Below are 12,648 nucleotides of genomic sequence, written 5' to 3'. Positions count from 1 at the left end.
TTGACCTTTGAGATAGCTTTTAGAAACTGACGAAATGTTGTGTTACAAGTTGGATGACAGGAGCAAAAGCAATGGCAGATGTTATGAGTGCCTCATCAGAATTTTTAACGGATGATGACCGCTATCAAGCGATTGTAGATCGTAATCCGGCGGCAGATGATGTTTTTTATTATGCCGTCCTAACGACCGGTGTTTACTGTCGACCTTCCTGTGCAGCACGTTTGGCCTTGCGCGAAAATGTCCGTTTCCACACCAGCTGTGCCGATGCGGAGAAAGCTGGCTATCGCCCGTGTAAGCGATGTCGTCCCAATGAAATGAAAAAGGAAGAACGCCAGGCTCTTGCAATTGAAAAGGCCTGTCGCCTGATTGAAGAAGCCGAGACCGCGCCCGATCTTGACACCTTGGCAGAAGCCGTTGGGATGAGCCGTTTCTATTTTCACCGTACTTTCAAGGCCATTACGGGTGTTACGCCAAAGGCCTATAGCAACGCGCACCGGGGTAATCAAGTACGCAAAGGATTGAACAAAAGCGAGACGGTGACAGAAGCCATCTATGACGCGGGCTTTAATTCCAATGGCCGTTTTTATGCCAATACTGAAAAACTGTTGGGCATGAAGCCGACCAGTTATCGCAAAGGGGGTAAGGATACAGAAATCCGCTTTGCCCTAGGGGAGTGTTCTCTGGGATCCATTCTGGTTGCTGCGAGTGAAAAAGGGATCTGTTCCATTTTGCTCGGTGATGACCCTGAAGCCATGGTACAGGACCTGCAAGATCGCTTTTCCAACGCATCCCTGAAAGGTGGTGATGCGGAATTCGAAGAATGGGTTGCTCAGGTGGTAGGTTTTGTGGATGACCCTACGATTGGTCTTGATTTGCCGCTGGATATTCGTGGCACCGCCTTTCAACAGAGGGTCTGGAAAGCTTTGGTTGATATTCCGGTGGGCAGCCGATTGAGCTATGCGGAAGTCGCCAAGAAAATCGGATCTCCCAAGGCGGTTCGGGCTGTGGCTTCCGCCTGTGCGTCAAACCATATCGCGGTTGCCATTCCCTGTCATCGTGTTGTTCGTAGTGATGGCGCATTGTCTGGCTACCGCTGGGGAGTAGAGCGTAAACAGCAACTGCTGGACTGTGAAGCGGTTGCTGCACAATGAGAGCTCTTGATAACCTGAACGCGGCAGAGATATCCTCTGGGCAAATATCTTTTGGAATGTCCGAAGCGGAAATCACCCAAAGCCTTGACGAAAAAGGCTATGCTATTCTCAAGGGAGTGATCTCTGAACTTGAGTGTCAGGTTTTGGCTGATGGGTATGACGTCGAAGATCCTTATCGTTCCCGCGTTGTTATGTCCCGGCACGGGTTTGGACAGGGAGAGTACAAATATTTTGGCTATCCATTGCCTGATCTGATTACCCGGTTGCGAACAAAGCTCTATGAGCCTCTGGCCATAATTGGCAACAGGTGGAATGAGTTGATGAATATAGATCAACGCTTTCCTGAAACGCATCAACAGTATCTGGATGTTTGCCACAAAGCCGGACAGGTAAAAGCAACGCCGCTGATACTGCAATATGGTGAAGGGGATTATAACTGTTTGCATCAGGATGTTTACGGAGAGTTACTCTTTCCATTACAGGTGGCTTGCCTGCTATCCAAACCCGGAGAAGATTTTACGGGGGGGGAATTTGTCCTTACTGAGCAGCGTCCCCGAATGCAATCGCGTGTCGAGGTTGTTCCCCTTGATCAAGGGGATGCGGTTATTTTTCCGGTCCGCCATCGTCCCAAGCAGGGAACGCGAGGAATTTACCGTGTGAATATGCGTCATGGCGTAAGCGAAATCAGATCGGGCCAACGTCATACACTCGGTATTATCTTTCACGATGCACAGTAATATTTGTGAGAGTTATTTATGGCTATAGATCTAAGATGTTGAGATAAAACATCTTATCCGCAACAAACCTTTTGTTAACCTAAATACGCGACATTTTACCTGCGATTTGAGGTGTAAAGGGCGTTACAGGATGCCCTAAAAACAGGGGGTGTTACTGTCAAATGGAGAAAATTGCGACTGATGGGGATACGGATAATTTAACGATAGCCGAGCGGCGCGCTTATGCAGCTCGTCGTGATCTTCATACACTTGGGGATGCCTTGCAGGGCGAATTTGAAGGTACAATGTCTCAGGCCAAGTTGGCCGGGGATGCAATGCAAGATGCAAGTACGGCAACGCGCAATGCGTTGGATAGTGTCAGTGCTCAAGCTAATCAACTGGAAAATGACGCGAATACTGCAACACAAAACGTTGATGCTGTCGCAGCTGCAACGGAAGAAATGAATGCTTCTATTGCCCTAGTCGGGGAGCATGTTGCCAAAACTGCTGAAGGGGCAAAGGGGGCTGCGGAAGAGGCCAAAGGGGCAACGGATACTATTCAGGTCCTGGCCCAGGCTTCTGAACGTATTGGGGATGTTGTCAAGTTGATTGAAGGTATTGCTGGGCAAACAAACCTACTTGCTCTTAATGCAACGATTGAAGCTGCCCGTGCAGGGGATGCCGGAAAGGGATTTGCAGTTGTTGCCAGTGAAGTGAAAAGCCTTGCACAACAGACTGCGGGGGCAACAAAAGACATAACCGATCAGATTAGTGAAATTCAATCTGTGACTGGGCAGGTGGTCGAGGTCATTTCGAACATTTCATCTGTTATTAATTCTGTCGAAGATTTTTCTTCGGAAGTATCTGATCGTGTGCAGGAGCAGGTCTCTGCGATTAATGAAATTGGAAAGAACGCCCAGCAAGCTGCGGTTAGTACACGGCAAGTGACGGACTCCATGTCGAAAGTTGTTGCTGAAGTGAACGATGTTCGTGGTTTAACGGGAACTCAGGAAACCAGTGCAAATAAGATGCGGGATCTTCTTGAAGCCCTTAACCTTCGTCTAGAGACTGCTGTCAAAGAGACACACTCCGATGACGGAGAACAACTCGAACGTATTCCATATGACCTATACGGTGTCGTGACCTATCAAGGAACCCGCGAACCCGTAACACTACGCAATTTCACCAAAGACGGTGTCCTGCTGTGCAAGCTGGATACAACTTTAGATGAGGGGACGTCTGTTGAGATAGAGTTGCGTCCCTATGGTAACCTTCGTGGTGTTGTGCAAGGTGTTCTTGTATCAGGAACTAAGGTCTCTTTTAGCCAGGAGTCCAGAGATCTCGCGAGAACATGTCTGGAAGGTGTGATTGCAATTGATCAACCCTTTATCGCAAAGGGCATCAGTGCAGCGAAAGAGATATCTCAACGTTTTGAAGAAGGGGTTGATACAGGCGAAATATCATTGGATGACTTGTTTGATAGAGATTATCAAGTTGTTGAGAACAGTGATCCACAGCAACATACAACAAGGTATTTGGATTTTACTGATCGCGTCCTTCCCGAAGCTCAGGAACCCGTTCTTGATTTCCATGACAAAATCGCCTTTTGTGCCGCAGTTGATGTTAATGGATATCTACCAACCCACAACTTGATTTATAACAATCCGCAAAGGCCGGACGATCCGGTTTGGAATGCGGGTAATTGCCGAAATCGACGCATTTTTGAAGATAGAACAGGTGCTTCTGCCGGGGCCAATACTCAGGAGTATCTATTGCAAAGCTATTTACGAGATATGGGTGGAGGGAACTTTATTTTAATGAAAGACTTAAGCACGCCTATCATGGTTAAGGGAAAGCAATGGGGTAATTTACGCATGGGCTATGCACCCTGAATGAACTCGCTGTAATCATGTCGCTCATTTATCTATAAAGCTTTTATCCATAACGCTTGATTGTTATTGCCAGACGGAGTGTGTGATCTGAAAATAGCGGTTGTTTTTTCTACATAGTCTGGGTCGCCAGAGGTGAAGTATGCCGTTTCCCCTTGCTGTTTTGTTGCATCTGTTACGAGTTCAGGATGTCTTTTAAGGTAATCTTTCAGACTGTCTGCACAGATAGAGGGCTGGCAGAGAATGGGGACACCTTGCCCCATAATATTACCAATAATCTTTGCGGCTGCTTTTTCAAAGGCGTTTTTTAGCAAGGGATAGTGGGTACAGCCCAGCATGATCCAGTTGGGGATTTTGTTATTTTTCTCAACCAGTTGGTTGACGTAGTCCTCAACCAACGCATCTGTTATTGCCGTGCCTTTTTTAGCTTCCAGCGCAGGAACCAATTCCGGGCAAGCTTGTTGGATTACGTCAAGCTGTGGAGCACGTTTACCAATTTCAACGAGATAGGTTTTGCTTTTCACCGTAGCTTCGGTGGCAAAGATACCCACGGTTCCCTGCAGATATTGTTGAGGGTGCTGTTCCCACTTGATCCAAGGACGATCCGTGATGGTCTCAACCATTGGAACCAATACTCCGAGGATACGTTTGTCGGGTGCATAAGAAGGTAACCATTCCTGCTGCAGTTTTCGCAGGGCAATGGCCGATGCGGTATTGCAGGCCAGAACGACAAGATTGCATCCCTGATCAAACAGGAACTGAACCGCCTGTCGTGTCATTTCATAAACTTCAGGTCCTGTTTTCTCGCCGTAAGGTGCCCGTTGATGATCTCCGAAATAGATAAAATCGTTCGTCGGAAAGGCGACCTGAAGCGCATGCAATACAGTCAAACCACCAGAACCTGAATCAAAAACCCCAATAGGGTACGATTGATTTGGTGTGTCGGATTGGTCTGGTCTGGATATTTTAGCTTTGGGCATTTTTACAGCTATAAACACCACTTATGGCGGCAATTTGACGATGGTGGTAGCTCAGTTGAAATTCCGTATCTGGCACTAGCTCCACAGGGCTTTTCGCGGCTTCCTGAAGTAATAGAGCGCAGAAGCTTTTCAGGTTTCCGTCCAGTGTCTCTTGAGAGAGAGCATTCTCGTCCGACTCACCCGTAATGAGAAAACGTACTTCGCGATCCGAAAGAATTTCAACCTGTCCGATCCCTTTGTCTTTAAGTGATCCGTAGTTGCCAACTGCTGCGCGGATAAATTGTCGCTGATCAGGGGCGGGGTTTTCCCAAAAAAACAAGGGGGGAAATATATAAAATAATGAGAGTGAGAGGAGGGCAATAACTGCTAAGCCGCTGATGATCCACTTGTTTGTTGACATGGTTGCTTTGAACTCAATTCCTGTGTAAAAAATAGAAGTGTTTGGTTATGTACTTTCTATGTACTGCTGTACTATATAGGCCTAATTATCCCGAGGGCCATTTTTTTCGGGGTAGAGTGCGACCTGAGTTGGGGGATCCCGGTAACGTCCCTGTTACAGGGATGTTGTTTGCGGAATATATCACGGTGTTGTTAATGCGAAAGCCAATTTTCGGCCTGTTGCCGTTTGTCGGTACGATTGTCTTTATCGTTCTCTTTGTACTTGTCCTGGGGGGGATAAATCCAAGAGTAGCCTTTGCTGATTTTGCAGAGGGAAAAAAGGCATTTGATGCTGAAGACTTTTCAACCGCTTTTCGCTATTGGCATACCAGTGCTGATCAGGGCGAAGCAAAGTCACAGTTGGAACTGGCGCGTCTTTACCGGGATGGCAAGGGAACCAATCAAGACAAGGTTGTTGCCTCGCTTTATTTTACCTTGGCAGCCCAACAGCAGATAAAAATCGCTGCAGATGAGCAGCAGAATCTGGTTGAAAAATTTTCCGAAGAAGAGCTGGCGTTGGCTCAGAAGCTTGTCGCAAGCTGGGAGCCTATTGACGTAAAGCCCGGGACGGAAAAAATTGAACTGACGACCCAAGACAAGAAGGCTCTGCGGTGGTTTAAAGCGGCAGAAAAAGGCACCGTCAAAACGATTAAAGAAATGATTGCAGGCGGGTTTGATCTCAACAAAAGAGACAAAGACGGTTGGACGGCCCTTATGCTTGCCGCACTTAATAATCATCGGGTAACGTCAAAAACTTTGATTGAGGCAGGCGCTGACCTTAATATCGCTGATCCTCTGGGAATGACCGCCTTAATGGCTGCATCCGTGGCCGGAAATAAACCATTGGTCGCGTTTATGGTTAAATCCGGTGCTGATATTGAGCAGGAAGATACCGTTGGTGAAACAGCTGAATATATGGCTGAACAGGCTGGACATGTGACTATTGCTCGCTACTTCTCAACATTAGAACTTCCAGAAGATCAGATTAAAGAGGCACAGCAGCTTTTGATTGCTCTTGGTTATCTGGAAGGTAGTGCCGATGGCAAAACAGGACCAAAAACTTCCGAAGCTGTGAAAAAGTTCCAGAAAGACAGTGGTCAAAAACAAACCGGGCTTGTTCGTAAGCTGTTGTTGGACACGCTTGAAGACAAAGTAGCGGACGAGCCATCGCTTCAGGCAGATAAAACAGAAAACCCATTTGAGGCTGCCTCAATCACAACTGAGTAGTTGTTTCTAAGTTGTGATGAGCCTTGTTTCCCTTTGTGGTGAGGGAACATTTTTGATGTCGGCCCTTACTGTTTGCTTCTCAAGTATACGAACTCTTTCATTGACAAGATCGGCTCAGATGTTTAGCTCCTCGCACCGTTTGGAGCGGTGAGGCACATCATTATCAAAAAATGTGGGAAGTTTGAGAACTTTTGCCTGATTTTTGATGTTATCGGTGATTTATCGAAAGATATTTCAAATCAGAGACTCGACTCGTGTTACCTAAATCTATAAGGTAGCCCGTCATTCGCGGTAACTGGGTATCTTGATGAGTGTCTTGGTTTTCGCTTCATATTTGATTTTAATTTACACTTTAAGGCAGTCTTGATGAACTGGACAGAAGAGCGTATTGAGCTTCTGAAAAAACTATGGGCAGAAGGCCATAGTGCTTCACAAATAGGGAAAATGCTGGGCGTTTCTAAAAACGCTGTGGTTGGTAAGGCGCACCGGATGAAACTGGCGGCAAGACCTTCCCCTATTAAACGAAGTGCAAAAAGTGACGGCACCAAAAAAGATGCTCCGGCTAAAAAGGCAGCTCCTAAAGCCGCTAAGCCAGCAGCTCCTGCGGCACCAAAACCAGTAGCGAAACCCGCTGCTGCGCCTGTCGCAGCAAAGCCCGTTGCTGCACCTGTCCCGCCAAAGCCCAAAGCACCTGTTGCTCCGGCTGCCCGTGTTGCAGCACCAAGATCTGTAACGCCTGCGGCTCAGCCTACAGCTGCTGAAATAAAAGCGGCTTCATTGCCAGCAAAAGCACGTCGTAAGGCCAGCATGGATGCAGCCGATCGCAAGCTTTTCAGTGGGGCAATGGAAAAGCGCAAAGGACCAAAGTGCCTTTGGCCCCACGGTGATCCCGGGGATGCTGACTTCCATTTCTGTGGTGCACCAGCAGTGCCAAGCAAACCTTACTGCGCGGAACACTGCGCGCGCGCTTACATTACAAAAAGCAGCCGTGGTAGCAACAGTAATAGTAGCAATAATAATTCCAGTAATGAGAATGAAAAAAGTAATGATGGCGAGGCAGCCAAGGCTAACGAAGCTGGTAGCAAACAAGCTTAGAATTGGTTTAAGCCAATGATGAAAAAGGGTGCCATAGGGCGCCCTTTTTTGTGGGGCGTGTTTAATCTTATTAATGCTTTTTCTTGAGCATTTTCTTTTCTGATATTCAGTATTGTTATTAGGCAGTTATGTAATGCGTTTTATTGCTGGTCGAACTTTTGTTAAGCCGTTTCGTTTTTTGAGTATTGGGGGTAAACCTAATCTTGAATTTTGGTTTACCCAGGCTGTGATTCTACTCTCCACAATGCTTGGTGTATATCTGGCCAGCTTTGCAGGTTTTGAAATTGCAGTAAATTTTGATCGTTATCAAAGACTATCGGATGCGCGGAACCTGGAAATATCGCTTCGTGCAGAAGTTTCTGATAATATAAGTATGGTAGAAGAATGGGCCAGTTCTTACAGTGACGGCCCTATGTTATGGCACGATAGTCGATTTGCACCGCGTGAGAGCTATAAATTGGATGATGTTATCTGGTTAACAATGCGGAACTCTTCGACGACCTTTGAGCTTAATCCGGAAACGCTTACAGATATTCGACGCTTTTATAGTGTTGTTGAGCAGAGTAAAACGGTCCTTATTCAACAAAGCCAACCAAATGGTCTTGCTCAAAACTCAATTAAAAGAATGGCATTGGCCGCGAAAAAAGCCCGGACTGATATTTTAGTCAAAATGGATGTGGATATCGAACGACTGGATGCAGAGTTGAAGGAAGTTCTGGATTAAGCAAAACCTTAACAGTCATAATGTGTGTGAACTAAGTAAAAATCCCAATACTGCCAGACTTTCGCCAGAATTATATGTTTATGTGAATGAATAAGGGTTTATTGAGTTCTCACAAAGTTGAGCGACAGACTACTTGCTCAAAGCTCTATTGAAGATGGTACAGCATAAAGAGGATGATCTTGTGACAAAGAATATTCAAAAGTCGGATACAGGTTTTATGGTTTCCCTAAAAAAACTTTCTCTGTCTCTGGTCGTTGCAGGTGGGACTGTCATGGGTGGTCTTGTGCTTTCAGCTGCTTTGCCTCAACAAAGCTGGGCACAGGAAGAAGATAATCCCGGTGAATTGGCCCGGGAAAGCCTTGAGCTTATGATGAAATCCCTCAGTCTTGTCATTGATTCCATCCCACAATACGAAATGCCTGTTATTACAGAAAACGGCGATATCATTATCCGCCGCAAACAAAAAGACGATTGGGAAGACCTGGACGAAACCCCGGCACCAGAAGAAACCGAAGATTCCAAACAGATATAAATTATTTGGCAAGCGAAGATAAAACATTCAAATAGACGCGGCTTGCAGTATAGCTCTTTCAAAGGTAACTCATTTAAGCAGAGATGCGTAAAGAAGGAGTGGTTGGAATGTTTGATAGCCTTGGTGCTTTTGTTCCCGGTGGTAATATGACTTTTGAAGGAGCCGAGAAGGGCCCCTTGAAAGGTTTTGGTTTCGCGGTCAAGGATATCTACGATCTTGAAGGATATGTGACGGGTTATGGCAATCCTGATTGGCAGAGCCGCCGTCGTCCTTCGAAAAAACATGCTGTTATCGTACAAAAGCTGCTGGATGCCGGGGCTATGGTCATTGGCAAGACGATCACGGACGAATTTGCCAGTAGTCTCGATGGGCAGAATTATCATTATGGCACGCCTGCAAATCCCGAAGCTCCCGGTCGTATTCCTGGGGGATCATCAAGCGGTTCTGCCTCTGCGGTGGCTGGTGGCTTGGTTGACTTCGCTCTGGGGTCGGATACCGGAGGATCTATTCGGATTCCAGGTAGCTATTGTGGTTTGTTTGGTCTGCGCCCGACGCATGACCGATTAACCAAAGAGGGTGTTCTTCCCTTGGCTGATAGCTTTGATACCGTTGGTTGGTTTGCCCGCGATGCCTGGTTGCTTAATCTCGTCGGCGAAGTCCTGATGGAAGCCAAGGCCGATCAGGATAAGATGCCTGAAAAGCTGCTGGTTGCTGTTGACGCTTTTGACATGCTGGATGAAAAATCACGGACTGCCCTCAAACCGCATGTGGAGCGCCTTGAACAACGTCTGGGAAAAGCGGAATATGTTTCTCTCAATCCTGATAACTTGCACGCAATCGGCTTCAATGAACAGTTGTTGCAAGGAATGCAAGGAGTGGGATTGCAGGGGTTGGCTACTCTTTTCCAAGTTACCCAAGGACGTGAAGTCATTGATACCCATGGGGCATGGTTTGATCGCGTGAAACCTAAAATGGGTCCGGAAATTCAGCAGCGCATGGATTGGCGAAAAACAATCACCGATGAACAGGTTAGCGATGCCCTTGAAAAAAGATCTCTGTTCAAAGCACGTATGAAAGCCCTGATCCCAACCAAGACAGTTGTATGTTTGCCATCGGCCCCTGGAATTGCTCCACGGATTAAGGAAGATCCGGATGTGTTGAATGCACACAGGTCCAAGATCCTGTCGCTGACTTCTGCGTCTGGTTTGGCAGGAAACCCTCAGATTACGATGCCACTGGCGACTGTCGATGGATGCCCGCTGGGTCTCTCGCTGATGGGGGATCATGGTTCCGATTTGGAACTTTTGGCCTTCGCCGAAAGTTTTTGTTCTGTTGAAGATGAACAGCAAAGTCTTTCACCTTTTTGATCAACCAAGAGCTTGATGTGTGGGCCGAAGATTGACCAAATGAAAGTGAAGAGTCATGTCTTTTGGTTCACAAAACGGGATAATAGTTCTGGAAAGTTAGGTTACATACTAGGGACAGACTCATTGTTGAGCTGCCCCTGCAGCGGCATCGGTCACTGGAAAGAGTTTAATACTTTCCTTACCTATCAGTCGTCGTATTGAATAAGGGATGTAACAGGTAACCCGCCCAGTTTTTCCCGACCTTTAAGAAAGTTCAATTCAATAATACAGGCAATCCTGCGCACGTCGGCGCCCGCTTGTTGCATGAGGGCGACGGCAGCTTCCATTGTGCCACCTGTTGCCAACAGGTCATCAAGCATGACAACGCGCTGGCCGGATTTGATGGCGTCTTCCTGAATTTCGATGGTATCTGTGCCGTATTCCAGATCGTAGGTATAGGGAATGGTTTTACCAGGCAGCTTGCCCTTCTTCCTGATCATCATAAAACCCATGCCCAAACGCATGGCCAGGGGAGCCGCGAGAAGAAAACCACGGGATTCAATGCCGGCGAGGACATCAGGCTTTTCTTTCTCAATTACAACAGCCAGCCGTTCAATAGTTTCGTGCCAAGCTTCTGCATGCGCCAGAAGGGTAGAGATATCATAAAAAAGAATACCGGGCTTGGGGTAATCAGGAACTTCCCGGATATGATCTTTCAGGTTGATGCTCATAGTTTCTATGTCCCTTATTCACTGGTCTCGTTGGCTTGAACGGAAGGTCGTTGTCTTTGCCTTATAAATGACACTGACGTTTATGCAGAACTTGCGCCGGACTTGCAATGATTCTGCAACAAGACTTTAACCGTAAGCGTAGAGAAACTGCTAATCAGACAGAATAAAACTACAGTGCAAACGTTATTCTGAGTGTCAGAGTGCGGTCTATCACGAAGTGGTGAGGCCTGTTGTCATGTTATAAAGCTTGTGTTGCTATCGAATAGATAATTTAAGGGAAACAAACATCTTGTGGTCGCAATCTCTGCTTCCTACCTGAAGTGTTCAATTTTTATTTTCAGGTTTTTTAGCGTTTTCCAAAATTCAGTTTTTTATGGCAGGAGAAGTCAAATGATCAGGCGTCGGTACGGTTTAATCGGGTTTATTTTGAAATCATTACCTCTTTTTACAATGGTTTTATTTGGCAGTGTGGTGTCTCCGTCTTTGTTCATGTCAGGAGCACAGGCTGATCAAGGGTATCCCTATGAAGGGATGGTTGTGATGAAAACTGAGAAGTCCTTCAAAGCCCTCGCAGATGACCTGACAGATTCTATCAAGGCAAACAAGATGGGGCTTGTTACTCGTGCGAGTGCTTCTGGTGGTGCGGCCAAGGCGGGGATTACGATACCGGGAAACATGGTTGTGGGTGTTTATCGTAATGATTTTGCCCGGCGCATGCTGACTGCATCTATTCCTGCAGGTATTGAAGCACCAATCCGGTTCTATCTGACGGAGAGCAGTGATGGCACATCTGTTTTGACGTATCGTAAACCAACGGCGGTTTTCGCGCCATATAACTCTGCTGATCTGGATGTGATGGCAAAAGAACTTGATGGTATTTTCGAAGCTATTGCCAAGGGGGCGACACAATAGCCTCGATTTAATAGAGCGATGCCCGAGACTGACAATAGAACCCAAGGCTGACAATAGAAGATGTACTGTTCTACCCAGGCTTTTGATACTGACGCGGTCTTTTGTTATGGCTTTACCCTTTTATGATGTTCGGTTAGAGAAGTGTCTTTGATAAACTTCGATAATCAGCTGATTCCAGAAGGCCATGAATGAAACGCCGCGTTAAAGATACGCCGACCGAAGCAGATAGCGGTAAATTTTCCGAAGATGATTTGGTTTGTGATTTTGCCGGGGGCGCGGTCGGGCATCGTTTGAAGTTTGGTGGCGGTAGGGGGCAAGCTCTGCCAAAAGCTGCTGGTTTTACCAAGGGGCGGACACCGTCAATTATAGATGCAACTGCGGGCTTTGGCCGTGATGCATTTCTTTTGGCATCCTTGGGGGCAAAAGTAACGCTGATCGAACGTTCGCCTGATGTACATGCCATGTTGGAAGAGGGATTGGAGCGGGGGCGTGCTGCTGATGAAAAGATCGCAGAAATAATTTCCAGAATGACGCTATTATTCGGTGATGCCAAAGAGCTTCTTCCAGACTTATCTGCGGATGTCGTCGTCGTTGATCCAATGCATCCACCCCGTAAAACCAAAGCGCTGGTAAAAAAAGAAATGAGAGTTCTTCGGAGCTATGTGGGCGCAGACACAGATGCCGAAGAATTAGTGAAAGTCGCTTTGGAAGTGGCAAAGAAACGAGTGGTTTTGAAGTGGCCAGCCAAGGGTGACCCTCTACCGAACATCAGAAAACCATCTCATCAGTTAATGGGAAAATCGACCCGGTATGATGTTTTTATGGTGGAATGACTGTCACAAGTTCCCAAAGAACATCCTCAAGTAATTTCCTAAAATTATTTTTATCTGTTATTATACGATAATGA

At 46.7% G+C, this 12,648-nt stretch carries 13 protein-coding genes; 10 read left to right on the top strand and 3 right to left on the bottom strand.

The genetic code is table 11. The annotated features are described in order from the left end of the window. Nucleotides 1–71 precede the first annotated feature (71 nt). From ada to BKB51_RS03975, 3 genes are all read left to right on the top strand, one after another. Entirely contained in the window at nt 72–1,151 is a 1,080-nt protein-coding gene (gene ada / locus BKB51_RS03985; protein WP_245813208.1) for a bifunctional DNA-binding transcriptional regulator/O6-methylguanine-DNA methyltransferase Ada, read from the top strand. Next, nucleotides 1,148–1,888 (top strand): 2OG-Fe(II) oxygenase, encoded by a 741-nt coding sequence (locus tag BKB51_RS03980; protein WP_218043943.1) that lies wholly within the window; start codon nt 1,148–1,150, stop codon nt 1,886–1,888. Before ada ends, BKB51_RS03980 begins: the two co-directional genes overlap by 4 nt. Nucleotides 1,889–2,049: 161 nt before the next feature. Next, entirely contained in the window at nt 2,050–3,759 is a 1,710-nt protein-coding gene (locus BKB51_RS03975) for a methyl-accepting chemotaxis protein (protein ID WP_085899785.1), read from the top strand. A 32-nt stretch (nt 3,760–3,791) separates the two neighbouring features. Here the strand turns inward: BKB51_RS03975 and murI are convergent, their stop codons facing one another. Both murI and BKB51_RS03965 read right to left on the bottom strand, forming a co-directional pair. Beyond that, nucleotides 3,792–4,736 (bottom strand): glutamate racemase, encoded by a 945-nt coding sequence (gene murI / locus BKB51_RS03970; RefSeq protein ID WP_085899784.1) that lies wholly within the window; start codon nt 4,734–4,736, stop codon nt 3,792–3,794. Next, entirely contained in the window at nt 4,723–5,136 is a 414-nt protein-coding gene (locus BKB51_RS03965) for a hypothetical protein (RefSeq protein WP_085899783.1), read from the bottom strand. Before BKB51_RS03965 ends, murI begins: the two co-directional genes overlap by 14 nt. Nucleotides 5,137–5,330: 194 nt before the next feature. Here BKB51_RS03965 and BKB51_RS03960 point away from each other — a divergent pair, with 194 nt between their 5' ends. The 5 genes from BKB51_RS03960 to BKB51_RS03940 all read left to right on the top strand — a co-directional run bounded on the left by BKB51_RS03960 (nt 5,331) and on the right by BKB51_RS03940 (nt 10,119). Next, on the top strand, nt 5,331–6,401 hold the full coding sequence (locus tag BKB51_RS03960; protein ID WP_218043942.1) for an ankyrin repeat domain-containing protein: 1,071 nt from the start codon (nt 5,331–5,333) through the stop codon (nt 6,399–6,401). Nucleotides 6,402–6,767: 366 nt separating this feature from the next. After that, a complete protein-coding gene (locus BKB51_RS03955; protein WP_085899781.1) occupies nt 6,768–7,496 on the top strand; it encodes a GcrA family cell cycle regulator in 729 nt (242 codons plus the stop codon). A 133-nt stretch (nt 7,497–7,629) separates the two neighbouring features. Then, nucleotides 7,630–8,220 carry a hypothetical protein gene (locus BKB51_RS03950; protein ID WP_085899780.1) on the top strand — a complete coding sequence of 197 codons (591 nt, stop codon included), beginning with the start codon at nt 7,630–7,632 and terminating at the stop codon, nt 8,218–8,220. A gap of 181 nt (nt 8,221–8,401) precedes the next feature. Continuing rightward, complete coding sequence (locus tag BKB51_RS03945; protein WP_125911779.1) at nt 8,402–8,752, top strand: hypothetical protein; 351 nt, start codon at nt 8,402–8,404, stop codon at nt 8,750–8,752. A 107-nt stretch (nt 8,753–8,859) separates the two neighbouring features. Continuing rightward, nucleotides 8,860–10,119 carry an amidase gene (locus BKB51_RS03940; RefSeq protein WP_158090140.1) on the top strand — a complete coding sequence of 420 codons (1,260 nt, stop codon included), beginning with the start codon at nt 8,860–8,862 and terminating at the stop codon, nt 10,117–10,119. Nucleotides 10,120–10,304: 185 nt separating this feature from the next. On the opposite strand, the gene BKB51_RS03935 is transcribed toward BKB51_RS03940, so the two are convergent. Further along, nucleotides 10,305–10,823, bottom strand: coding sequence for an adenine phosphoribosyltransferase (locus BKB51_RS03935; RefSeq protein ID WP_085900205.1), 519 nt, complete (start codon nt 10,821–10,823; stop codon nt 10,305–10,307). A 396-nt stretch (nt 10,824–11,219) separates the two neighbouring features. Between BKB51_RS03935 and BKB51_RS03930 the strand changes: the two genes are divergently transcribed. Then, nucleotides 11,220–11,741 carry a DUF302 domain-containing protein gene (locus BKB51_RS03930; protein WP_085899777.1) on the top strand — a complete coding sequence of 174 codons (522 nt, stop codon included), beginning with the start codon at nt 11,220–11,222 and terminating at the stop codon, nt 11,739–11,741. Between the two features lie 188 nt (nt 11,742–11,929). After that, a complete protein-coding gene (locus BKB51_RS03925; protein WP_085899776.1) occupies nt 11,930–12,574 on the top strand; it encodes a class I SAM-dependent methyltransferase in 645 nt (214 codons plus the stop codon). The last annotated feature ends 74 nt before the right edge of the window (nt 12,575–12,648 follow it).

This window comes from Kiloniella majae (assembly GCF_002118315.1).
GTDB classification, from domain to species: domain Bacteria; phylum Pseudomonadota; class Alphaproteobacteria; order Kiloniellales; family Kiloniellaceae; genus Kiloniella; species Kiloniella majae.
The sequence above is the reverse complement of the archived record's forward strand: the minus strand, read 5'-3'. Positions and strand labels throughout refer to the sequence as shown.